This window comes from Nostoc sp. (assembly GCF_036917535.1).
In the GTDB taxonomy this organism is placed as follows: Bacteria; Cyanobacteriota; Cyanobacteriia; order Cyanobacteriales; family Nostocaceae; genus Nostoc.
This window is the reverse complement of the sequence record NZ_JBALDA010000091.1, coordinates 157,699-182,860: the sequence shown is the minus strand read 5'-3', so window position 1 is coordinate 182,860 and position 25,162 is coordinate 157,699. Positions and strand designations below refer to the sequence as shown.

The window sequence follows — 25,162 nt, the reverse complement described above, 5'->3', positions numbered from 1 at the left end:
AATTTTACGGCTGCGTAAACGTCTGAGCATAAGTCTACATACCAAATTTTTTTGGGTATTCACCGACTGAACGCATTTTATCTTAACGTCAAAGCCCTATAATCATCTGATATTAAGTCAACTCGCTTACCATCACTATCTGCTATTACAGCTCTAACTTCCAGATATTATTCAACTCTGCTTACATAGTGCAAAGAGGATACGGAGGTTGTAGCTCCTACTATGATTAATATGTTTATTTTTATACTATTTAGCCAAACCTCACTGATAAAGTGGAGTTTATTCCTTGACCCTTGTGGCTCAATAAAGTAACGTTTTGTTATTATTTCCTCCAATTGCAGAAATGTGCCCAATCTGACATGAGTATTTCTAGAAGCTAGTCAATCAGCTTTTGCTAAAAACTTTTGAAGTGATTGGGAATTAGAAAATGGCAGAAACAACGACCGTAACAGCAACTGGCGATAATAACATTGATGGTTTATTGATTGGAGTAAAGTGGGCATCTCCCTCAGTAAGCTTTAGCTTCACTGACAGCATCGATGACTATGAGTCTGATTATCGAGACCGTGCGATTCATGCAGTTAGCTTCCAAACGCTAAACGCAACCCAGCGAGCTGTTGCGCTAAGATGGATAGGGAGAGAAGGAGAGTACTACAATATCTCTAATCTCAGTCCATTAGAACTGACTGGTGCTAGCGATCGCGATGCAACTATTCGCATAGCAATGTCAGACGTCCTCGGGATAATATCAACAGACACAGCCTACGCCGATTTACCTGCAAACACTGTCCAAGCAGGCGATGCTTGGTTTAACACAACCCTTTACAACAACCCGGTCGTCGGTAACTATGCCTACTACATCTTCGGTCATGAGTTTGGTCATGCACTAGGTCTGAAGCACGGTAATCAGACTGGCGGTGTTAGCAATGTCGCCATGAACTCCGCTCGCGACTCGATGGAGTTTTCAATCATGACCTACCGATCGTATGTGGGGGCACCGGACACCAGCGTGTCGAACGAAACCTGGGGATATGCACAGTCACTAATGATGTACGATATCGCAGCGATCCAGCAGATGTACGGTGCATGGTTTGGCTACAACTCTAAGAACACGACTTACACCTTCTCAACCACCACTGGGGAGATGTTCGTCGATAGTATCGGACAAGGAACACCTGGTGATAACCGCATTTTCCGCACGATCTGGGATGGTGACGGGATTGATACCTACGACTTCTCTAACTATACCACTAATCTAGCGATCAACCTGACAGCAGGCGGTTGGTCTGACCTCGATGTGGGCGGCAACTTCCAACGCGCCTATCTTGGCGACGGTCATTATGCCCGTGCTCAGGTGTTTAACGCGCTTCAATACAACGGTGATGTCAGATCGCTGATTGAAAACGCTAACGGCGGTTCGGGTAATGACACACTTAGCGGCAACAGTGCTAATAATGTTCTAACTGGAAATGGTGGCATGGACACCCTAGTTGGAGGTTTTGGCAATGATAGCCTCACTGGTGGTGCAGGTGCTGATACCTTTGTCTTTAACTCTCTATCCGAGGGGATTGATACCATCACAGACTTCGCTTTCAGTGATGTGGATAAGATTCAGGTTTCTGCTAGTGGGTTCGGTATTGGGGTAGGTGATTACAATAAGTTCTTGTTTGAGAGGAATACAGGATCTTTGTACTTTGATGGAACCCAATTTGCATCGATACAGCTAAACTCTAGTTTTGTCCCTAGCCTTGACATCAACATTGTCTAGAGGGATTAATTGCAGGTAGACATTATAAAAAAGCTCAAGTAGGGTGGACATTGCTCACCCTGCACCTATGTCTTAATTTGGAGTTGGATTATCCTCCCAGATTAATCAGGGCAAGCGCATCTCAAATGCTATTGACATGAATAATATTTTGTGAATTCTACACATTTCCGTTCTTTGAGACTATTGCAATATAGGATTATTGTGAAGTTAAGGTAACAATTGTCCTGTCGCATCTTAACAATCCGAGATGTAATACCAATTAAAAAAAAGAATGCGACAGATACACATCTCCAAAACCTTGTCCTGTCTAAATTCTTAATTTTGAATTTTGAATTTTGAATTGGTATAAACTCTGGTTGATTTAGCGGCAAATGCTTACAGTGCAAAAAAATCACAAATTTATCTTTTTGTCAATGATTTTTAAGATGCGCTTACCCTGAGAATTGACGTTGGAACGAGAAATGCATCGTGAATCGGCTTTTATCCAGTCAGCAAAGCACAAATCATCCTGACTAATTCTTCTGGCGCGACGGGTTTACTCACATGCTGTTGATATCCCACTTGCAATGCCTGCTCGGTTTTTGCCGTGTCTAGTTTGCCGCCTTGCAATAGTTTTGCCCAGCCCAGAATCGGGTTGAGGGGCGATCGCAACTCATGAGACAGCACCGCCAAAAACTCATCTTTGATGCGATTGGCTCGTTCTGCTTCTTCTCGTGCCGATTGAGTCTGTTGGAGCAAGCGATCGCGTTCTGCTTTTGCTTGTCGTTGCTCAATTAAATCGGCGGCTTGACGAGCCAGGAGATCGAGAAACAGCCTTCGGCACAAATCATTACTCTGTTTTTTCAACTCGATCTGTCCGTCAGGCTGCGCCAGACTAACGATCATTGGTAGGGCTTCACCGAGGATGCAAAACTGCGTTCTACTTTCACGCAAAGCTGCTTTTGCTTGCTGGCAATCATCTTCGACGCGCTTGCGATCGCTAATGTCATAGGACAGTGCCAGCACTGCATAAACTTCACCTTAATCCTTCATCATGGAGTGCCGTGAGAAATGTAGTGGCGATCGCGGGTTGTTGCAGCCGATGTGGTTTGGATCTGAGGAGCATCTCAAAGGACAACTATATAGAGCTATATATCACTTTTGATGGAGACCACTCATTTATGCTACCCTCCAAAGTTAGAAACCTTCTTAAGAACCTGCCTCTAATCAGAAAAGCCCCAAGCAACTGCGTAACTTACTCGTGTCTGATAAATCTCCGATTAATCGGCGTAAGGGAAGGGGATGTCGCTTCAGGAGTGTTGGGATGGCGAAAACTTGATCCTCTGCATTGTTACCCTGTATATTTCACGTCTTGCCAGTTCTCCAATCTCAGTGTTATTTCGGCATACTCATTTGTTATTTCGGCATACTCATTTGTTATTTCGGCATACTCATTTGTTATTTCGGCGTACCCATTTGTTATTTCGGCGTACCCATTTGTTATTTCGGCATACTCATTTGTTATTTCGGCGTACCCATTTGTTATTTCGGCGTACTCATTTGTTATTTCAGCATACTCATTTGTTATTTCGGCGTACCCATTTGTTATTTCGGCGTACCCATTTGTTATTTCGGCGTACGCAGGTTTTATAGCGTTTCCTAATCATCTGGGATCTTTACCAAGTCGAGCATCTGGAGTGTGGGGTGTAATGACTGTGGTAATCATAACTATAGCAGCAGGCAGGAGGTAAAACTATTACTATTCCTAGCTTTTACGCTTGTCATTATGTCCTAACCTATGTGACTACGGCTATAATTATACGGACATGACATAACTTACGGTGTTTTTATAGTCTTCTGAGTTAACTTCTGACTCCTGACTCCTGCCCAAACAGTAAGTGGCTGCCCAACTTGCTTGTACAGTAAACTCTCTAGAATTACACCATTATTGTTGGCGGTGAGAGTTTTATTTGGCTGATGCAGAGACTCATAAAAGCCGTTGTACCAGCCTTTGTCAGACTTAAGGTTGGCTTGAACGAAATCAAATAACTGGCGGGTATAAGCAGTGTTATAAAGTACATGCCAGCCGATCGCAGCTTTGGCACTGAGGAATCGCAAATTGTTGTACTGTTCTCTGGTATCTGCGATGGTTGCCCAAGGTTCTCCGTTGACAAATAGGCTACTGTAAACAAAGTATGGCGGGCGATCTAAGTTGTCTTCGGTGACGGCGGTTAATTGTTTTGTGGCTTCATAACGCGCTGCTTGAGCAGCTAAAATCCGATCGGCATAAGTTTTAGGCAAAGCTTGAAACCCCGTTTCGATACCATCTAAGATATAGGGTTCGCTAAGAACGTAGTTATTGGCTCCAGAGTTTTTATAGTCCCGTTTGTCGTAAGGAATTCCCTGTCCGTAAAGATTGACAAAGGCAGTATGAGACTGATAATCTAAGGCTTTGTTAACATCCAAGCCCCAAAGCTTCAAACCATAAGCAGCATAGTTCTCATAGCCCAAGCGACCTTCTTGATTGTATTGTTCTTTGCCTTTGATAACGGCAGTACCGTACATTTGGCCATTTGTGGTTAGACGCTTGACTTGCCAGTGTTTCCAAACTGCTGCTGTTTGCGATCGCATTTCTGGATACTTTGCCTCGACAATCTTCAACCAGATTGCCATTCTTCCCAAATCAATGGCTGACCAACCAATTTCTTCCCGTTTTTCTAGTTGACCATAATTAACGGGTACGAGTGTTTTCGCATTGTAAACTTTGTTAGGTAGCTCTCCTTTGTACAAAGGCATTGATGCTAATGTATTCAACATTTTGCTCATTTTGGCTGCAAATTCAGCCGCAGGCACAATATTGAGTTCTTTAGCACTGACTAAGGCTGCGATCGCCGCTGTCTGATCCCACATACTTATAGAGGCAAAGCCATCAACGGAATTAATCAAGCCAGTTTCATCGTTCCAGTTGCGCTGGAAGTATGACCAAGCCTGACGGGCCGTTGTCATTTCTTCTGGGGTCAGTTTTCCAACTCCAGGAGCAGTATAGGGAATGATGGCTACTGTTAGTTGGTTCTTAGGAATGGGTTGACCTGGCAAAACTACGGATTTAGCATCAAGGCTGGCAACTATTTCAGCTTCATTTGCACCAGAGATAGGAGGTTGGGTTTTTTGTGGTTGTGAAGCAGTTAGGGATGTTGATGATATTTCAGGTTTTTTTATAGAAGTCTGGGAAAGTTGCTTAGACCAAACATTTAAAATAGCGATCGCGATCGCAGCAGTAAGCACTCCTCCTACAGAAGCCAGTATGGACAAGCTCTTAGGTGGTGGTTGAAAATCAGAACTCATACTGATTAAAGCCTTATATTGTTAGTCAGTGTTATTTGCGTATTTTCACCAAATACATTCTTCCCAATTTTGAAATCTAACTAACACCCAGAAGTTCACTTGATGGGAACTATTAAAATTTAATTCCGCCCACTACAATAAAGTAGTCACGCACCCGATCTCTGGAGTTCTAGCAGTGGGATTATTTGATGATTTGAGTCGGTTTCTAGAAAACCGTTTAGAAGAATTCTTGCGTAACAATCCACATTTGGAGTTAGAGGCGCTGCTAGAACAGCTGCGTGAGCAAGAAGAAGACACATTAAAGCTGATCGCAGATTTAAAATTACAAGAGAAGCGATCGCAAGAAGAAATTCTCTCCACTGCTCAAGAAATTCAGCGTTGGCATATCCGTATTCAAAAAGCCAAAAACGCCAATAGAGAGGATTTGGCAGCGGCGGCTCTTGAGCGAGAAGCAGCCCTGTTGCGCGAAGGAAATCAGCGCTGGGGACACATGCAAGGACTCAAAGAACGCATTAACCAATCTCAGGAACTAATGAAAAAAATTCAGCAACGGCGACAGGAGGTGCAAGCTAAAGCCGCCGAAGCACAGACAGCGCGTGCTAAAGCGCAAACCCAGCAGCATTTTGAAACCATTGGCTGGTCAAATCAGACTAGCAATTATTCTAGTGGTTTTGATGACTTAGAAGAGAAGTTCCGTAGCTGGGAAACTCAGGATGAGTTAGAACAAATGAAACGGAATATGCAGAAGTGATCACAGATGTGCATTGATGTCAACATCAAAACCTTTAAGACTTTGAGGGTGTTAGCGTACCATGAAAAAGTTCTCTCATCAGGGTGAGAGCGATCGCTTATATTTATTCGCGATAATGAATGACTTAACCTACAGGTATTTTTGTTGATCTATTCTTACTCTTCAAAGTTCACATGACTAAAGATATGCAACGCCAATTTACCAACCGCGATGAGTTGGTTTCCTACCTGCGCGAACAATTCCCAAGTGCCACAAAACGCGATGACCACATCAGCGAAACTCTAGGGGGACGCAAAGCAGCACAAAAAGCGTTGCAAAAAATCGACCCAGTTCGCTACGCTCAAACACGTAATTTCTTTACAGGTGCAGTCACGCGACTTTCGCCTTATATCCGCTATGGCGTTTTAAGTTTGCGAGAAATTCGAGATTACGTCCTTGACCAGGTACAGCAACAAGAGGATGCTACGAAACTAATTAACGAGTTAGGTTGGCGCGACTATTGGCAACGGTTGTATATGAAATTAGGGAATGAAATCTGGAAAGACCAGGAAGAGTACAAAACTGGTTACACTGTGAGCGAATATGCACCCGAATTGCCACAAGATATTAGAGAAGGAACTACAGGCAGAGTTTGCATTGACAGTTTCAGTCGTGATTTGAGAGAAACTGGTTATTTACATAACCACGCACGAATGTGGCTAGCGGCTTATATTGTCCATTGGCGGCATATTCGTTGGCAAGCAGGAGCCAAATGGTTTCTCGAACATCTTTTAGATGGAGATCCTGCTAGCAATAATATGTCATGGCAGTGGGTTGCTAGCACTTTTAGTCAGAAACCGTATTTTTTCAACCGTGAAAACTTAGAACGCTATACCGAAGGCATTTATTGCCAGAAATGTCCCCTTTACGGTCATTGTGATTTTGAAGGCAGCTATGAAGAATTAGAACAGCGGCTTTTTCCCAAAGGCGAATTTAGCAAACAAGCTAATAGCCAAAGTTGGCAACGTGGAAAGAAAGGTAAAAAATGAATAAACCAATTGTTTGGGTACATGGAGATTGTCTCAGTCCAAATAATCCCACATTGCAAAAATACCCTGATGCCCCAGCTATCTGGGTTTGGGACGAGGCGTTGATAGAGGAATGGCAATTGAGTCTTAAACGTCTGACTTTTATCTACGAATGTTTGCTAGAGTTACCCGTTGTTATCCGCTGTGGCAATGTGGCACAAGAAATTTTAACTTTTGCTCAAGAACATGATGCCAATTTAGTTGTCACAGCCAATAGTCCCAGTCCCCGGTTTGATGATATCTGTAATCAAATGGAGCGTTCTATAGCAGTAGAAGTGTTAGAGGTAGAACCATTTTTTGAATATGACGGCTATATTGACTTGAAACGATTCTCGCGCTATTGGAAAGTGGCTCAAAATTATGTTTATCAAAAGCCCTCACCCTAAATCCCTCTCCCAATTTGGGCTACGGTGTACATACAAGTCTGAAATAGCTTACTTACTTGGTTTTTCACGTCAGTTTTACCTCACCCTAACCCTCACGCCACTTGCTTCAAGTCGGCAGAGCCGACGGCAGTTGCTTCAAGTCGGAAATTGTTGCAAAATATTAAGCAATTGCAGCAATTAGTTATATATTTTTGGGAAATACTTAAACCTTTCTTATACATGAAGAAACAATTGTTGCAAAGTATTAAGCAATTGCAGCAATTGGTTATATATTTCTAGGAAATACTTAAATGTTTCTTATACATGAAAGAGCAATTGTTGCAAACGCTTCAATTTTGGGAACTAGTCATGAAGGTTAATTGAGTTATGAATGCTGAGTTACAATGCTAAATTTTTCACTCAGCGCTCTTGAATCTATTGAGGTTTGTAAATAATTTGTGTCTCTACAAGGAATATTCCTTTAGACTGAGTTTTAACTGAAAAAATGTGGGGATAAACACAAATGCATTCGTTAAATATCTTTTGTCACGAATTTGTAGTTGCTGTTTCCTTTGTAGCTTGCATTATTGGACTGTTGTTACTGTGGAACATTAAGGAGCAAACAAATGAGATGGAAGAAACAGAACGGATTCTGTTTAGAATGAGCTTTAGTTACTGGCTAGTTTATTGTGTAGCTTTTGGCATAGAAAAAATAGTTTTACCCGATTGGGAATCTGTAGTCATGACTTTGAAAATAACTACGGCTCTGTCATATTTCTTAACTTTTTCTTGTATTCTTAGTCTGCCGTTACACAAATTTGCAGTACATCGGGTTGAGGAATAGTTATTGGGTATGGGGCATTGGGCATTGGGCATGGGGCACGATTAACATCTCATGGCGATCGCTAATGCAGCTTCTAATTGATCTTGGGACAAAGTTGTTAAAATAAAGACTTCTTGTACCGTTTTCCCCTGCCGGGCAATGACTTTATAGCCGCCGCGAATGGGCACTGAGACACGCAGTTGCATTTTTGGACAGTGACCCTTTGACCGCCCAATCACTCCCGGCGTCACAGTTTGGATACCATCGTGCTGACAAAGACGTTCTAAAATCGGGATAAGACCAGAAAGGTGTGTTGAGTGATTCCAAACCAGTCTGGCGGCTTTTTGTGAAGCCGTGCGGAGGGGATCTGCGGTGGGTTTGCCCATGATAATTAAGCTGCTTCTAGAGGTGCCATTGTCAAACCTGCTCGGCGCAGCTGCTGGTGATAGAGTTCCGCAGGTTCTTGGGGCCCGACCCAGACGATCGCTTGACCTTCATAGTGTACCTGATTAGTTAGCTCCCACGCGCGATCGCCACTCATCCCTGGAATATATTTCATCAAACATTCAGACACGTGTTGAAATGTATTAAAATCATCGTTTAATACAATCACTTTGTAATTCGGATAAGTCTTACGGGTAACTTGATTAGACCGTTCAGGAGCTATAGTTGGTGCTGTGGACATCCCGTAAACATCTGCTGAAAGTGTCATAACCATAAAACAATTGGTCAAGATAATTTTACAAAACTACACTACAAGTAATTAGTTTAGTTCATTGTTTAATTGTCCTTTGTCATTTGTCATTTGTCCTTTGTTCGTTGTCTTTAATCAATGATCAATGATATTGTGTCCGGCTAAAGACTTATCATTTAGACCGCAGTTCTTGCTAGGGGCAGAGGAAAGAGGCTTTTAGGATTTTTGCACAGATTTGGTAATCATAAGTGATTAACCGCACTTGATATGACCAATGATTAATGACAAATGACTAATGACTAATGACAAATGATTATCTATTTCCAATTATCCCAGTTTTCGTTAAAAATAGATGTATCTGGGAAAGCGGTAGGGTTGCCATTTTGTTGCAAAAGCCGTTTGAGTGCTTCTAGTTGTAGCTCCTGTTTAGGTAAATCATCAACTAGTTGGTAAGGTGCGATCGCATTTTTGAGTGCAAAACTAGCAACTGTTCCCGCAGCTGCGCCAGATGACCATTCAAAGGAGTGTACTCGATAGGCAGCAGCAGCAATGTGACTAGTCGCAATACTTTTACCACCTACCAGCAAATTATCAATTTTCTGAGGAATCATCGCCCTCAAAGCAATTTGGAAGGGATAAGCTTGACCAGCACCACGTCTTTCGCCTGGATGTTCTGTGTTCCCAGGAGCTTCTGGGGGACTATTTACCATGCAAGGATGGAAATCTATGGCGTAGTGACCAATACCCACAGCATCAGGGAAGATGGTAGAACGAGTCCGTCGCATTGCTTTGTCTGGTGGAACTTTACCGTCAATTACTGATATTGCCTCTAAACCTGCAACTGCTGCTCGTAGCCGACGATACATATCTGCTGGCAGAGTCTTTGAGTAATACTCATCATTATAATCTCGGCGGGAAATATCAATTTCCCCAATACTAAAGCCTTCAGCTTGTCCCCAACTAGAGCGGCCAATGATCCGCCGTCCTTCTCGCATATAGGGATATTTTGATAAACCATGCATCGTCCCCATCGGCGAATTTAAACCGGTAACAAAGCGGTTATTGGGTTGCTGCTGCTTGACACCGTCTCCTAGTTGAGAATCTGTAATTCCAGCTACCAACCAGTAATAGAAAGATAAAGCGTTTTCTTCAGCCTTGCGGAGGGTTTCTGTCCGCAGTCCTCCCATCCACCCTCCTGGCTCTAACTGTCCAGTCGCTTGTAACTGTTGGCGGGTATAAATTAGGTTATCCTGGGCTGTTCCGGGGCGGTAGTCGTTACCCCAAGTCCAGTTTTGCATCGAGATATCCCCTGGTGTAGGTGCAGTAAAACTTACACCGCCGAATTTTGCTGATTTCCCTTTGTTTGGACTCCAAATGCGACGATAGGTAAAAACTAAATCAAAGTTAGCCAGTCGCTTCAATTCATAGCTGAAATATGGCGCATATTCTGGATAAAATGCAGGCATTGTCTGCGGTTGCGGTTCCTTAGTGGCCTCCATTGCAAAGGTGTAGGTAAAACCTTGAGGGCAATAAGGGTCGTTGTTGGCGCTAGAAGCAGAAGGTTCTAAGTAGGAACGGGCATCAATACCTAATCGGTAAGGAACATCAGCAAGGGCGATAATTTCTCCAGTTTCGCTCGCGTCTACGACATACCATTTAGGAGCATCCTCTTTCGTTGCTTTGGGGATGAAACGGAGAATCGTTTTGGTAAACCGAGATGAATTTTCGTAGCGATAAGCATCTTCAATGGTTTGAGATAACGTAAAAGTATTGAGAGGTGGCGCGTCTTTTGCTGGTTGATGTTGAATTGCGATCGCACTATTAATTATTTTGCCATCAGCAGCGATTTCCAAATCCTTAATTACTGTGTTGGGAAACCATTGCAATTTCCCTTTGCCCTGCTTTTCGGCATCTTTAAGCATCTGGGCTAAAATGGCGTGAGCATCGCGGGGAAGAAAACATGATTCACTTACCCAGCAGTCACCAGGGTTAAGCTTACCGTATTTACGCCCAATGCGGTTTCGCAATTCCAGATAGCCGCGAGAATAGAATTTCAAAGCTCGTTGAGTTGGGCGTTCGTCTAATGCAGATGTCCCTTGAGCAGAAATTTGTCCTCCTAGCCAGTCAGTAATTTCTGTCAGACAAACTGTTCGCCCTGCTAGCAAACCCTCGTAAGCTGTGGCTACACCAGAAAGTCCACCACCCACAACTAAAATCTCGCAATTTACACTTTTGTCTGGGGTTCTCGGTGGTGTGGCGTTCGCCTCATCAAATACAACTAAGCTAGATATTAAATTGAGACCGATCAATGATGTTAAGCTAAAAGCTACTTTGTGTCTGTGCTTCATATTTAAAAAAAACCACTCCAAATCCTGTGTCACCTTGTAGACGTTAGCATTTAGGAAATGTATAACTCAAGCAATTTTTCCAGAGCAACAGATACTCAATGCTAAATTTTTGTTATCACTTGACAATTTTAAGTAATATATTTTACTTTTAGGGAGTGTGTTGAAGTTCATCGACGCATCTCGCCCGAACCTTGAAAACCGCATAACTTCGTTGAGATGCATCGATGCCTTATGCAGTAAGGTTTCCAGGCTGCAAAATAGAGTGATTTGGAAAAGTTTTTTCCGGTTTTCCAGAGACGCGTCGATTGAGGGGTTCCAAACCCGCTCCTAGTAAAGTTTCTAAAAGGTAACTCTTTACATAACCACTTCCCCTAACGGGGATGGAAACGCGTCATCACGGCAGGTGATGCCACGGCACAAGGACTTTACATAATCACTTCCCCTAACGGGGATGGAAACGGAGAACTAAAATATCCGGTGCTTTTTTTAACTTTACATAACCACTTCCCCTAACGGGGATGGAAACAGCTTCAGTTGTTGGGCCGCAAGGGCGTACCCGTCCTTCTTTAAATAACCACTTCCCCTAACGGGGATGGAAACGAAAGTTAGCGGAAAATTGGCATAATAAAATCCCCCCTTCCTACACCCCCTAAAAAGGGAGAATCGGGTAAGAGGGGATAATTCAGGTTAATTGTTAGCTTTCGGAAGTTTCCTGAGAGAACTTCTTATGGATAGTTTTTGGGGATTCCCCATCAGCAGCTACCGTTATCAGATAGTCCATTAAACCATCTGAAAAGGGAAGACGTAGGTGGAAAGTACCATCGGGTTTAATTTTGATGGCATGTCCACCAATGTTTACACTGGTATTTGGTTGAGTTGCTCCGTGAATAATTAACTCAGCATCAGCCACAAACCAGAAATCTCCGTAGGCACGACTGAATACCCGGACGTTAGCGGAACGAGCGATGAGTAACCAACGATCACTATCAGCAATATAGCCAATTTCAACCATATAATCGCGATCGCTCACGGGAATCGCCACAAAGCGATCGCGTGCTACTTCTTCAGATTCATACTGCTGGACAAGCTGGGGACTTTGATAATTCAAGTCAATCCCGGTTACATCATAGAGCCGCACTGCTAATTGGGAACCGCCTTGTTGTCGCAGTGCTTCAGACTGAGCTTTGGAAATGTGCCAAGAGACATAAGCCCACTTGGGAGTGCGGGGTGTGAGGGAAATACTGCTCTCTTCTGGGGCAGTTTCTGCTTCTACATTTGCTAAGCCAATAGCTGTTTCGCTTGCTAACGCGACATTTTCAACAGTAGGATCTGTTGTCGAATCTGTAGGCGCTGGACTAAAAACACGAACGATCGCAGAACGGGCAATGAATAACCAGCGACCGCCATCAGCGACATAGCCAATTTCAGCTATGTAATCGCGATCGCTGATGGGAATTTCCACAAAGCGATCGTGTGCTGTCTCTTCACATTCGTACTGCTGTACTAGCTGCGGAGTTTGATAACTCAAATCAATGCCAGTCACATCATATAGCCGCACTGCTAATTGAGAGCCGCCTTGTTGTCGCAGTGCTGCTTTCTTAGCTGCGGAAATCTCCCAAGATACATCAGCCCATTGGGAAGTGCGGGGTGTGAGGATAATACTGCTTTCTTCTTGGACATCTACCAAATCAACATCTGTTTTATCGGCGATTGCAACATCATCAACTATCGGATCTGGATTTACAGGACTGAAGACACGAACAATCGCAGAACGGGCGATGAATAACCAGTGTTCGCCATAAGCGATATAGCCAATTTCAGCTAGGTAGTCGCGATCATTGAGGGGAATTTCTACAAAGCGATCGTGTGCTGTTTCCTCACATTCATATTGCTTTACTAGCTGTGGACTTTGATAACTCAAGTCAATGCCAGTCACATCATACAGCCGCACTACCAATTGAGAGCCGCCTTGTTGCCACATTTCTGCTTTCTTGGCTGCAGAAATCTCCCAAGATACATGAGCCGATGTATTAGTATGTGGTGCAAGCACAATACTGTTTTCTTCTTCACCGATCTCTTCTTGAGTATCTACCAAACCAATAGCTGTATGATTCGCATTCGCCAGATCATCAACTATCGGATCTGGATTCACAGGACTGAAGACACGAACAATTGGGGAACGGGCGATAAATAACCAGCGCTCGCCATCAGCGAGATAGCCAATTTCAGCTATGTAATCGCGATCGCTGTGGGTAATTTCTATCGATCCCTCGTTTGTAGTTTCCTCAGATTCATACTGCTTTACTAGCTGTGGACTTTGATAACTTAAATCAATGTTAGTCACATCATACAGCCGCACTACTAATTGCGAGCCGCCTTGTTGCCGCAGTGCTGCTTTCTTGGCTTCGGAAATCTGCCAAAAGACATTAGCCGATGTATGAGTATCTGGTATGAGCACAATACTGCTTTCTTCATCTGCATCAACCAAATCACTGGCTGTTTCGGCTGCGTTCGTTTCACTTTGAGCATCCGATCCGAGAGTGCTAGCCCAAGCACCAACTCCTGCACCCGTAGCTAAAGCCGCCGCCGCGGCCAAATCTGTAGAGTTAGCTTCAGCAACACCTTCCCCGACAGTCGGCTCGGCGGGAAGTTCTTCCTCTGGCAAATTTAAAGTGGGTTCGGCTGCGTCCGCTACCACATTCAATGCATCTTTACTCAATACATCTTCTGGAAATTCCGGTAAATCGAGTAATGAGGATGTATCTGTCGCTGATGCTTCTTGATCATCTGCCACTTCCTCAGACTCCACTAAGGGCAAGTCATCTACTGAGGCTGTATCTTCAGTTGAGGTGATACTCTCTAACCAGTTCAATTCTGCCTGAAGTTCCTCATCTACCTCATCTTCACTAATTGCTGTATCCCAATAGTCATAATCATCTGTTACTTCTGGCACATCTGGTAATTCCGGGAGTGGAGCTATCACCTCAGATGAAGACAGTTCTACATCAGATACCTCTTCTGGAATATTACTCAGGTGAGGATATGAAGTATTGACTACAGCTGCCGGAGCTTCTATATCCCATGCAACTTCATCAGAATCAGGAGGGGTTATCTCCGTATAATTACTCGGCTTAATCGTATCATCAATTGCGTTTGCTTCTGTTTCTTTGTTGCTAAAGGTAGACCAGGTAGCTGCCCCGATACCTGTTGTTATAGCCGCACCACCTAAGGCTGCGGCTCCTAAGTTGTTATTTTCCGAGCCATTAGCTACGCCCGATGTCGCGCCTTCATAGAGGTTAGAAGTACCATTACTTCTCTCTTGTACTAAATTTGCTGTCCCCTGAGTAGCATTTTGGGTCAGGTCAGATTGTGTTTGAGCGTAGATGTTGAAAGGAGTGCGATCAGCGGTTTCTTGCTCTGATGAGTGCGGTACTGCCTGCTCCTCTAGCGTTGCTCCATTCAGGGAGGAACCTGTGCTGGCCTCGACGAGCGCCGCTGTTTCTCCATTGGGTGGATGAGGATTTGATTCTGGTAAATTGTCTGTTGTTTCAGCGGGCAATGGGCGTTTTCTCAGAATCCAATATAGTGCAGATCCAGCTACAGCCAGAAAAAAGACAGGTAGCAGCAACCACAATGGTGTTTCTTTATTTACAATTGGAGTGCTTTGTGCCGGAGCAGCCACAAAGGGCTGTTCGCCAAATGCAGAACTAGTAGCACTAGGAGAAGGCGTAGGCGTAGGGGAAGCCGCAACAGCAGGTTGTAAGACGCTGGCTGCGATCGCCTCGGCTTCGGCAGTTCTACCTTTTTCTATAGCCTGCTGTCCTGGGGGTGCTAGAGTAAAGCCAAGAAAATCTACTGTAGTTAAACTCTGATTTTTTTTGTAAACGTAAACTAAAGGTTGCGAGAAGGGATATTTAGGATCATTTGGCAAGGCTTGATGTAATTGCAGAACTCGCACACCTTTCAACTTCGACACCTGATTAGCTAGCACATAGCTGATGCCGTCTTTGCCCAGTTGTTTGATGATTTCTGCGGTATTATCGTCAGTTACTTGGGTAGCATTAGTTCCTGTAGCAAATTCAGCAGTTTTGAACGCTGGATAAGTACGAAAAGTATTGCGAGTTTCACTTGTGTTCGGGTGATCGATGAACCGAATCTTTCCTGAAGGCCCTCCCAGCTGTGACCAATTTGTAATTTGTCCTCGAAAAATCCGGGCGAATTGCTTACTAGTTAAGCTTTCTTTAAAAGGATTGTCTGCACCAACTACGATCGCAATCTTCTCACGCTGCAAACGAATTTGCTCTAGTCCTTGGGCTTTTTCTGCTGGCGTTAACCCGCGCCCCATTGCGACTATATCGATTTTGCCATCTAGCAATTCTTTCAGCGCCGTCTCAGTGCCGTTAGCAGCAACTTCAACCTTTTTACCGCTAAACTGTTTTTCAAAGCTTTCTTTCAAGCTTTGGTTGATTGCACTCAAGCTACTGGAACCGTCAATCCGCACTATCGATTCATTTTGCCCTGTTTGTGGCAGTGGCGAAGAGGTTGCTTCAGGTGTAGATTGTGCCAGCATCGGTGCTGATACCAGCAGAGATGCTGCCATCGGGGTTGTAGCTAAGGCAACCCATAGTATCAGCCTGACTATCGAAGTATCTTTTTTTTCTTGTTGCCACATAAGCCCCTTAATTAAAGTAAAAATAGAAAGCCTGCCAGTCCTAAATCGCGATTCTTTTTAAAGATTATGGAGGAGACGGGCTAATTATACATCTGAGTTATCTTTAGTTCTAATTATTCCAAAGCACCTATGCTGATTTATACTTCGCTTGAGCTTGGATAGCATGATAATTTATACTCTAATTGCCAAAGTCTGTTTACTATAAATTTTTCTAAGTTAGATTGCAACTTAAGTAGGTTGGTGTGAATATTTATCGTTGGGATGAGGCAGGAGGCAGCTATGCTGGAGGCAGGAGGGAAGAGGGTTTGAGTCTATTTAATTTTTTCTTAACATAGTTTGGTTTTTCCACACCATTTTACTTATACCAAGTTGGTAACTTCTGGTCACAATTATGAATCATTGAATTACTAAAACTGGTAAAGTGTAGCAAATTCAATATTATTTAACAATATTATTTTTAGTAGTGCTGTTAGCGGAAGCGGGGCGTTTAGCCCGTGCTGAGTAAAAAATCCTAGCTCCTAAAACATTTTCATGCAAAGCTTTTGAAACTCGTTTCATTGAGACTGTTTTAAGCGAATACTCATTGTTCTGCACTTAATTTGAGATAACAATGACAATCTGGCTTATCAATCAGTGACTCAACCAAAGCATTTAAGGCAGTTGCAGCCAATGCGCCACCTCCCAAAGTCCCTTCAACTGTAATATAAGGTATCCCTTGTTGCATCAGTTTTCGCTTGGCTGCGGGAGCATGGCTAAAGCCAATGGGCATTCCAATTACTAATACAGGTTGAATTTTTTGGTTAGCAATGGCTTCACAAGCTTCCAGAAGTACTGAGGGAGCATAACCAACTACCAGCACACATCCATTACTTACTTGCAGCAATTTTGTTCGCCATTCTTGATGTTGCCAAAAAGCGAGTTCTGCCTCTGTGGCAGTGGTAATATGGGGGTTATCAATCAAGGTTTGGGTGTAACATCCCAAGTGAAGTAATCGGGTTTGATCTAAAGCAGCAGCAACCGTTTGAGTATCGACAACAATTTGACAACTTGAAGATAAAGCTTCTCGACTAGCTGCGATCGCATCTCGACTCAATTTCACAAAGGACACTAAACTGACATCGCCACAAGCCAAAACCAGCTGAGAAATTAAATGCTGTTCAATTTCCGAACGCTGAGATAAATCAGGTAGTAAGCGTTGTAGCGATTCGGTAAAGGCTTCTGAATGGGTATGAATTTCGGCATCCAAGCCATTCCAGAGGTTTTCCAATCCCCCCAATCCGGCTTGGGTTTCAACATCAAGTAACTTCAGTTGCGCCAAAACTTCCGCCTGGATAATTTGACAATGGCGATCGCGCCCCAATAATCCTTCTAATGCTGATGCAGTTTGCCGCAGTTGAGAAATTTGTTGCATCACCGCCCGATATTGCTGCTGAAGTTGTCCCATGAGGTTAACAGTTGTATCGGCTTCTGGTTCCATTTCCAAAATATTGCGGATATGGTTTAGCTGAAACCCTTGCTGCTTAAGTGCGACAATCCGTTGCAACAGGAGGACATCTTTTTGGGTATAGAGACGGTAATTGCTGCGCGATCGCACTGGTTGCGGTAGCAGTCCTAATTGATGGTAATGTCGCACCATCCGCGGAGTTAAACCGCCGCCAACTGTATCAGTGAGTTCTTTAATAGTTAAGCAACTAGCGTTCATAAGTTATTTAATAATGGTAAAAGTCTTTGTAACTCTTCACAAGCTGCCTGAAGAGATGGCGGCGCATTTTCATCTAAACTCCCTTGAGAACACTGGTTTGCTAATTGTTCAACACCAGGCTTACAAATTGCCTCATTTTTAGGAAATTTTGGATATTTAGATTTTTCTCCTTCTTCTTCAACAACTTCTCCTGTTTGTAAATAATGTATCCAAGTTTCGATATTTCTTTTTGGCACGAAGATTGCTATTTTTTCATCAGGCTTACGGAGTTCCTGTGAATTTTCTATTAGTGCATCATCTAATTCTTTCAGTGTTGCCTTTACTGTTTCGTTATCTGCGTCAATCAACACTACTAGCATTCCTGAGCGATAGTTTTTTCTCCGGTATTCTTTAACCTCTGCTGCATAACGCTTTCTAACAAACTGCTCTCCTGCACCTTTTCCTTTTGGAGAAGTCCTAATTGTGAGGTTTTTTGGATTTATATTAAAGCCTCGCTTTTTTAAAAAATGATATGCAAAAACTTGCTGTTGTAAATCCTCACACAAAATTACTATCTGTACTCTATTCTGGGTCATAGAGCCAGCCCCGCGCAATCAGTTCTGAAATTGGTAATCCTGAATTTTCAGCTTCTTGATTACTAATTGCTTTTACTCGTACAGGTGCATTATTTTGACGTTCAAACCAATAACCTATAGGTGAAGTTAAAAGATAATTAATTAATACAGGATGATGCGAAATTAGTAAAGCTTGTATTTTCCCATCAATACAAAAATCATAAAGTTGAATTAGCCAAGGTTGAATTTCCGGCAGAGCTAAAAAATTCTCTGGCTCATCAATGCAAAGTGTATAATCTTCAGATTCAGTGCAATAAAGAATGCTATACAAAGCAATCACCACTTTTTGACCATCGGATAATTCACCAAATCGATAATCAATAATTTTTGTTCTATCTTCATTTATTAAGAAACGTAATTTTAAAGTTCGATATTCTTCACTAAATTGTTCAAATTTAAAACTTACAAAACCATCTAATACATCCTTGAGAATATTTATCAGATCAGCAATTTTACCCTGATCTTGGGAAATGTAGCGATACCAAGAGACAAAGTTCTCCATTCTATAAGTCAATTGTATTTCTTCATGTTCGCTACCATCGACCATCAAACTAGGAACTATTTGGACAATAATAAACCTTTCTAGACGTTTTTTGAACCAAGTTAACTTTGTATTATCATCTCTTGGCATTATTAAGGGAATTATAGATTGCGACCAATCAAAATTATATCTTGAGCCAGCTAAATAATTATCATAAAAAGTTTGAACTTCACCCCTGTCAAACTGTAATAAAGGTCTGTTATTAAACCACAAACGCTCATACCAAACATAGCTTTTTCCTTGATGGTGTTCAATGGCAAGTTCATATTTGTAACTACCACCATTACCAGCAATATCTAGATCAAAACGTTGAAGAGACAGAGTTTGCCAACGGGTACAGTCAGAAGGCTTAAAAATTCTCTCTACTTTACTATCACCACTTACAAACGTTTGAATTTTCCGCAAGACTTCAAAAACCGTTGATTTACCTGTCCCATTACCGCCAAGAAACAGGTTAATTGAGTCAAAATTCATCTCAAAATTTATTAAGCCGCGAAAGTTATCAATATAAATTCGCTTTAGCATAGATTTTTTCCTCTTAGGTGCAATTATTTTAAAGCTAACAGTTAAATCGTTGCATTTATCCACATCCCGCTTTTGATAAATACTCCAAAAACGCAGATAAAAATTTAACTTTGCTTACCTATGCCCTTGCTTCAGCCCTCTTCTAGGTTTCAAAATCATTATAAACCTTGACATTAACATTAATGTCAAGGTTTAGCGTGAGAGAGTCTTGTTAATTCACCTCTCATGCTTTATCCCCAACGTTTGGGCAAATTCACCAGAGAACACGCAGATACCGTAGCTGCACTTTTGTGTGGATTCCTATTATTTCTCGGATGGTTCGCCTTACATCTTGGCGCTTTGGGATTAGCGTTCCTGCTGCTACCTGCTGCTTATGTAATTGGTGGTTACGAAAGTGCGCGGGAAGGATTGACTACTCTCTTCAAAGAAAAAGAACTTGATGTAGATTTGCTGATGATTGTGGCAGCGATTGGTGCTGCTAGTCTCGGCTTATGGCGAAGAGAATATCATCTAATTATTGATGGGGCAATTTTGATTTTGATCTTTGCCATCAGTGGCGCATTAGAAAGCTATGCTATGCAGCGAACTGAGCGGAGTATCCGCAGTTTGATGAGCCTGACACCAGATACAGCCAGGGTTTTGCTTCAGGGAAACGAAAAGAAAATTCCTATCAGTCAGTTAAAAGTGGGTGATCAGATTGTCGTCAAACCTGGAGAGTTAATTCCTACCGATGGAATAATTTTATCTGGTTATAGCACCCTTAATCAAGCTGCGATTACAGGCGAGTCTTTACCTGTAGAGAAAACAGTCGGTGCAGAAGTATTTGCCGGTACACTTAACGGCTATGGTGCATTGCAAATTAAAGTACATAAGCCAGCCCAAAGCAGTTTAATTCAGCGTGTGATTCGCTTGGTAGAACAGGCAAAGACTCAAGCACCTCCTTCCCAAGAGTTTATTGATCGCTTTGAGAAAGGATATGCCAAAGTCATTGTAGTAGCTGGGATATTGCTGGCAACTTTACCGCCATTTCTTTGGGGATGGGATTGGGAAACAACAATTTATCGTGCTCTTACTTTTCTGGTGGTGGCTTCTCCCTGTGCGCTGATGGCTGCAATTATGCCCACGCTGCTTTCAGGAATCGCCAATGGTGCAAGACAGGGGATTTTATTTAAGAATGGGGCGCAGTTGGAGAAGATTGGCAAAGTCCGAGCGATCGCATTTGATAAAACTGGCACTCTCACAACAGGACAGTTACAGGTATTTCAGGTAATTACAAATAGTAAATACACTAGCAATGATGTATTAAAAAGTGCTGCTAGTGTAGAATCATCTTCTGAACATCCCATCGGTAAAGCAATTGTACAGGCAGCTAGTGATTTAAATTGGGTTAGTGCAATCCAAGTACAAGCCATACCTGGACAGGGAATTGTCGGAATCGCCCAAGAGCAACAGATAATTGTTGGCAATGTCATTTTTGTACAGCATTATGTCACAAATTTACCTGAAGAATTGCGAGAAATAGTTCAATCTTGGGAGCAAGAGGGTAAAACTGTGGTTTGGGTAGCACAGGGAGCAGAGGTGATGGGTGTAATTGCGATCGCAGATGAAGTAAGAGTCGAAGCAGCCGCAACCATCAGCAGATTGAAGAAACTGGGAGTTGAACAAATTGTCATGTTAACTGGGGATGAGCAACAAACTGCTCGTAGTGTCGCCAAAGCAGTAGGAATTGATCGGGTATATGCCCAACTTCTACCAGAAGATAAGCTGAATGTTATCCTTCGTCTACAGCAACAATATCAAACAGTTGCAATGGTGGGCGATGGAATCAATGATGCACCAGCCTTAGCCCAAGCATCTGTGGGTATAGCGATGGGAGTATCTGGGAGTGATGTGGCATTGGAAACCGCAGATATAGTATTGATGGCAGACAGCTTAGAAAAAATTGCTGTAGCGATGTATTTGGGCAGGCGATCGCAACTCATAGTAAAACAAAATATAGTTGTAGCGTTGAGTTTCATTATGTTGCTTTTAGTCGGCAACTTTCTAGGAAATATTAACTTACCCATCGGCGTCATTGGCCATGAAGGTTCTACAGTATTAGTTACCCTGAGTGGACTAAGATTATTGAAATAAGATAGGACGCAATACAGTTCAGAATGAGCAACAAAACCCAGATGTAAAGATGCGATTTATTGCGTCTTAAAAGACCAGAAATACCCGAAATCACTAAAATTGATGAATTAGAAACTTTCGTCTGGTCAAAAAAAAACAAAATTTGGGTATGGAGTGTGGTTAATACTCAATTCACATTAAACGTAAGTTATTATTTTGAACTCTTAACTTTTAACTCTTAACTCTTGCTTATGCAAACCGATCCAAAACCAGGAACACTTTACATTGTCGGCACACCAATTGGCAACCTGGAAGATATTACCTTTCGGGCGGTACGAATTTTGCAAACTGTGGATATCATTGCTGCGGAAGACACGCGTCATACTGGAAAACTGCTACAGCATTTTCAAGTTAAAACACCCCAGGTGAGTTACCACGAACACAATCGTACCAGTCGTATTCCAGAATTATTAGAGCATTTAGTTAATAATAAAGCGATCGCTCTGGTGAGCGATGCTGGAATGCCAAGTATTTCTGATCCTGGATATGAACTGGTGAAAGCCTGCATTGAAGCGAGAATTCCAGTAGTTCCGATTCCTGGCGCTAGTGCAGCAATTACTGCTTTGAGTGCAGCTGGACTACCAACAGATCGATTTGTCTTTGAAGGCTTTCTCCCGGCGAAAACTCAACAGAGACAAGAACATTTAGAATCTCTGCAAACAGAATCTCGCACATTGATTTTCTACGAATCACCACACCGTTTGCGAGATACTTTGCAAGACTTAGCAGAGGTTTGGGGAAGCGATCGCCAAATTGTGCTAGCACGGGAGTTAACTAAATTGTATGAAGAATTTTGGCGGGGGACAATTGCCGAAGCGATCGCTTACTACAGCCAACGAGAACCCCAAGGTGAATATACATTAGTGGTAGCAGGAATTCCAGCCAGTCAGCCCCAACTGACAGAAGAAGAATTGAAAGCCGAATTGAAACAGTTAATTAGTCAAGGAATATCGCGATCGCAAGCTAGCCGTCAGTTAGCAAAATTTACTTCCCTTCCCCGTCGCCAACTATATCAACTAGCTCTTTCTATAGTCTCCAGTCTTGAGCCTTGAACGGCTGATATCGCTTTTTTGAAAATCAAAAATCTAGATGTGAAATGTGCAAGTTTATTTTTATACGGTATTTGGACTTAGGCGGAGAATGAGATTCTGCATATCACGGAACTGGGCGAATAAATACCGATATTCTTAAAGCGGTGCAAATTGAGCTTTCCCCCCTGCCCGAACAAAAAGCGATCGCCCATCTTAGATTTTTTTGATTAATTTATTCTTTGGAAGTCCCTGAAATAACGAACTGCATAGATGCTGCATCGGTCTAAGGCAGGGTAGAACGCATTTGCGTAGCGTCTCGTTAGAGAAGAACGCAAAGGAAAGAGGAGGTTTGTACAGCGTTTTTGTATCAGTCCTGTGTCTTTTGGCTTGCATTGGGATGCTCCCTGGTTAGCTTCCTTATCGACATTTTTCTTAATGTTAAATAGGAGTGCTATATAAATACTTCAATGTACAGAATGTTACTAATTTGTATATTCATCCTCAAAGAGACCTAACGAATATTCAAATGATATCTAAAGATTTTTGATATTAGTTCTCTAGATAGATCGGAAATTTTGAAGGCAAACTTTAATATTAAATAGTCAAATGCAAACAAAGCAGATTCTCAGTGAAGGAGAAATTCTATGACTAACATTATTGCTTGGTTGGTTTTGGGTTTAATTGCAGGTGCGTTAGCTAAGTTATTTTACCCTGGAACCCAAGGTGGCGGTATTATCTCTACCATTATATTAGGAATCCTTGGAGCCGTATTCGGTGGTTATTTGGGTCAAGTATTGTTAGGAAGTAGTTCAGCAGCAGCTGCATCTGTAGGAGCTTTATCTCTGGGAAGCATTTTATTTGCTGTTATTGGTGCAATGATACTAATTTTCCTTTGGGGTTTACTGACTCGTCGAGCTGTGTAATTACCTCAAATTTAGGTAGCAATTTTGGGAATCACTTCTAACTGCAATAAACCGATAAAATGACATTAGAGAAAGAGCGAAGAACTATAGGAGTTTTCGCTGGGTATTCCGATGCACAATTGGTACTTCAGGAACTAAAAGCTTCTAATTTTCCAATGGACAAAGTTTCTGTTATTGCACGGAGTACAGAAGAACAAAGTGATATTGCTGGTGTTGAAATTATAGAAAACACTGGCAATACATCCTCAGAAGATAGTGCTGGAGCCGTTGCTAGTGATGCTTTAGGCGGTTTTACTGAATTATCAGTCAGTCTAGCCTTTTTAGTAGTTCCTGGTATAGGCCCAGTCATCTTAGCCGGAGCGGAAGTAACTGCGATCGCTACCACCTTAGCAGGTGGTTTGCCTGCTTTGTTCCTAAGTTTAGGAATTTCTGAAAAGCAAGCACAGGGTTATAGCGATCTTGTCTGTAAAGGTTACTATTTGGTGATAGTAACCGGTATAGACATTGAAATTCGTCTTGCCAAGAGGATTTTTAATCGCCGTGACATTCAACAATGGGGGGTTTATGAGCCATACTCGACCCCAAATAATCGCTATAGACACGCACTTGGTGTTTTTTATCGGCGTCAAGACGCAGAAGCAGCGCTTACTGAATTGAGAACCGCTGGCTTCCCAATGAGTCAGGTCTCAATAGTTGTTAAAAACACAAGCAGTCTAAATGATATTTCAGATGTAGACATCAGCAGTTCTCAAAGTAACTATACTAATTTAGGAATTTCTGATGAGCTAGCTAGATATTATGAGCATCATCTGAATCTTGGCCATTATCTATTGGTATTAAAAAGCACTGATATTTATGTAGCAGGCGCAAGAGCTATTTTAGAGAGTAACAAGATTCAACATTTTAGTATCTATAGCCAATCTGAACTTGATGCGGCTAGAGGCGATGCCAGGTTATTACCAACTTCTAATTAAACGTCAAGTTAATATCAAGAGGTTTTACAACACAATGTAATTATATTCCTGAAATTATTATATAGTCCAAGCAATACTCTTGTACTATAAATAAATTTCATACCTCTATGGGTATAGGTTGTCTTTTGAAACCTAAAACTTCTTGTGGAATGAATACTGCTTGCGATAACTTAATGTTACGGTAGCTGTGTAAAGTGATGTACAATGGCATAAATATCATATCCAACTCCAAAAGCCACTGCATTTAGCGTTCATATAAATTGTGTTTTAATGAATTTAATTTTCACTATCCGGCTACTTAATTTTACTATCTAACTTTTTTCAAACCTGAGAGTTATTTAACCATCACAATAGAATATTAAATGAGTATTGAATTATTTAGTATTCCTCAAGATTTTTTGAGAAAAAGTGATATCAATATTAATTAAACATAAGCAACAATAGGGTAGTCTTCAAGTAAAATACTATCTGTTTCAAATAGTAAAAGAGTGGTTTCATAATCAATCCTACCATATCCAGTTCTAAACCCATTTCCATTTATACAAGATAAGACCAGTGACCAGAGTTACGATAGCATTGTATTATGGTTCCCAATCCACTGATAAATTCTACCTTTTGGCCTTTGCAAAATTTAGGTCTTGCTAGGTTAATTACTGCACTTATAAGAACCACCATTTTTTAGTTGAAAGTCTAATATTAAATTTATAATCCAAAAATAAGTGTTTAATTATCCACCGCAAGGTTCAATTATAAAATAAGTTATATTACCTAATGATTTATTGTAAAAAAAAGGGGCAGAAGATTAGATAAAAATATGATTATATTATATATAATTTTTAAGTAATTATTTAAAAAAACGTTATATTTT

Annotated in this window: 18 protein-coding genes and 2 pseudogenes; 10 read left to right on the top strand and 10 right to left on the bottom strand. The window is 41.9% G+C overall.

The window, feature by feature from the left end:
* Positions 1-427: 427 nt before the first annotated feature.
* Positions 428-1,768: a M10 family metallopeptidase gene (locus V7K56_RS30625; RefSeq protein ID WP_334916812.1), complete on the top strand. Its 1,341-nt coding sequence runs from the start codon at positions 428-430 to the stop codon at positions 1,766-1,768.
* Between the two features lie 561 nt (positions 1,769-2,329).
* On the opposite strand, the pseudogene V7K56_RS30620 reads toward V7K56_RS30625, so the two are convergent.
* The 3 genes and pseudogenes from V7K56_RS30620 to V7K56_RS30610 all read right to left on the bottom strand — a co-directional run.
* Positions 2,330-2,548: pseudogene (locus tag V7K56_RS30620) on the bottom strand (histidine kinase dimerization/phospho-acceptor domain-containing protein); the annotation flags it as partial.
* Between the two features lie 426 nt (positions 2,549-2,974).
* Positions 2,975-3,109, bottom strand: a complete 135-nt coding sequence (locus V7K56_RS30615; protein WP_334916853.1) for a circadian clock KaiB family protein — start codon at positions 3,107-3,109, stop codon at positions 2,975-2,977.
* A 474-nt stretch (positions 3,110-3,583) separates the two neighbouring features.
* Entirely contained in the window at positions 3,584-5,092 is a 1,509-nt protein-coding gene (locus V7K56_RS30610) for a DUF3131 domain-containing protein (RefSeq protein WP_334916810.1), read from the bottom strand.
* A gap of 175 nt (positions 5,093-5,267) precedes the next feature.
* On the opposite strand from V7K56_RS30610, the gene V7K56_RS30605 reads away from it, so the two are divergent.
* From V7K56_RS30605 to V7K56_RS30590, 4 genes are all read left to right on the top strand, one after another.
* Positions 5,268-5,843, top strand: coding sequence for a TIGR04376 family protein (locus V7K56_RS30605; RefSeq protein WP_334916808.1), 576 nt, complete (start codon positions 5,268-5,270; stop codon positions 5,841-5,843).
* Positions 5,844-6,016: 173 nt separating this feature from the next.
* On the top strand, positions 6,017-6,871 hold the full coding sequence (locus V7K56_RS30600) for an FAD-binding domain-containing protein (protein ID WP_334916806.1): 855 nt from the start codon (positions 6,017-6,019) through the stop codon (positions 6,869-6,871).
* Positions 6,868-7,296, top strand: a complete 429-nt coding sequence (locus tag V7K56_RS30595) for a hypothetical protein (protein ID WP_334916804.1) — start codon at positions 6,868-6,870, stop codon at positions 7,294-7,296. The genes V7K56_RS30600 and V7K56_RS30595 overlap by 4 nt, the downstream gene beginning before the upstream one ends.
* 502 nt (positions 7,297-7,798) lie before the next feature.
* Positions 7,799-8,119, top strand: a complete 321-nt coding sequence (locus tag V7K56_RS30590) for a hypothetical protein (RefSeq protein ID WP_334916802.1) — start codon at positions 7,799-7,801, stop codon at positions 8,117-8,119.
* Between the two features lie 41 nt (positions 8,120-8,160).
* Here the strand turns inward: V7K56_RS30590 and V7K56_RS30585 are convergent, their stop codons facing one another.
* The 7 genes from V7K56_RS30585 to V7K56_RS30555 all read right to left on the bottom strand — a co-directional run bounded on the left by V7K56_RS30585 (position 8,161) and on the right by V7K56_RS30555 (position 19,194).
* Positions 8,161-8,484, bottom strand: coding sequence for a DUF2103 domain-containing protein (locus V7K56_RS30585; RefSeq protein WP_334916800.1), 324 nt, complete (start codon positions 8,482-8,484; stop codon positions 8,161-8,163).
* A 5-nt stretch (positions 8,485-8,489) separates the two neighbouring features.
* Entirely contained in the window at positions 8,490-8,816 is a 327-nt protein-coding gene (clpS, locus tag V7K56_RS30580; RefSeq protein ID WP_334916798.1) for an ATP-dependent Clp protease adapter ClpS, read from the bottom strand.
* Between the two features lie 293 nt (positions 8,817-9,109).
* The gene (locus tag V7K56_RS30575) at positions 9,110-11,140 is read right to left on the bottom strand and encodes an FAD-dependent oxidoreductase (RefSeq protein ID WP_334916795.1); all 2,031 of its coding nucleotides are present in this window, start codon (positions 11,138-11,140) and stop codon (positions 9,110-9,112) included.
* A gap of 694 nt (positions 11,141-11,834) precedes the next feature.
* Positions 11,835-15,812 carry a DUF4912 domain-containing protein gene (locus tag V7K56_RS30570; protein ID WP_334916793.1) on the bottom strand — a complete coding sequence of 1,326 codons (3,978 nt, stop codon included), beginning with the start codon at positions 15,810-15,812 and terminating at the stop codon, positions 11,835-11,837.
* Between the two features lie 580 nt (positions 15,813-16,392).
* Positions 16,393-17,514 (bottom strand): precorrin-8X methylmutase, encoded by a 1,122-nt coding sequence (locus V7K56_RS30565; RefSeq protein ID WP_334916791.1) that lies wholly within the window; start codon positions 17,512-17,514, stop codon positions 16,393-16,395.
* Positions 17,511-18,089: a hypothetical protein gene (locus V7K56_RS30560; protein WP_334916789.1), complete on the bottom strand. Its 579-nt coding sequence runs from the start codon at positions 18,087-18,089 to the stop codon at positions 17,511-17,513. Before V7K56_RS30560 ends, V7K56_RS30565 begins: the two co-directional genes overlap by 4 nt.
* Entirely contained in the window at positions 18,076-19,194 is a 1,119-nt protein-coding gene (locus V7K56_RS30555) for an AAA family ATPase (protein WP_334916787.1), read from the bottom strand. Before V7K56_RS30555 ends, V7K56_RS30560 begins: the two co-directional genes overlap by 14 nt.
* A 225-nt stretch (positions 19,195-19,419) precedes the next feature.
* Between V7K56_RS30555 and V7K56_RS30550 the strand changes: the two genes are divergently transcribed.
* The 5 genes and pseudogenes from V7K56_RS30550 (at position 19,420) to V7K56_RS30530 (ending at position 24,294) form a co-directional block, all read left to right on the top strand.
* The gene (locus V7K56_RS30550) at positions 19,420-21,327 is read left to right on the top strand and encodes a heavy metal translocating P-type ATPase (protein ID WP_334916785.1); all 1,908 of its coding nucleotides are present in this window, start codon (positions 19,420-19,422) and stop codon (positions 21,325-21,327) included.
* A 77-nt stretch (positions 21,328-21,404) separates the two neighbouring features.
* Positions 21,405-21,491 (top strand): annotated as a pseudogene (locus tag V7K56_RS30545) (IS1 family transposase); the annotation flags it as partial.
* A 66-nt stretch (positions 21,492-21,557) separates the two neighbouring features.
* The gene (rsmI, locus tag V7K56_RS30540; protein ID WP_334916783.1) at positions 21,558-22,418 is read left to right on the top strand and encodes a 16S rRNA (cytidine(1402)-2'-O)-methyltransferase; all 861 of its coding nucleotides are present in this window, start codon (positions 21,558-21,560) and stop codon (positions 22,416-22,418) included.
* Between the two features lie 623 nt (positions 22,419-23,041).
* Positions 23,042-23,320 carry a GlsB/YeaQ/YmgE family stress response membrane protein gene (locus V7K56_RS30535; RefSeq protein ID WP_289796500.1) on the top strand — a complete coding sequence of 93 codons (279 nt, stop codon included), beginning with the start codon at positions 23,042-23,044 and terminating at the stop codon, positions 23,318-23,320.
* 59 nt (positions 23,321-23,379) lie between these two features.
* Entirely contained in the window at positions 23,380-24,294 is a 915-nt protein-coding gene (locus V7K56_RS30530) for a hypothetical protein (protein WP_334916782.1), read from the top strand.
* The last annotated feature ends 868 nt before the right edge of the window (positions 24,295-25,162 follow it).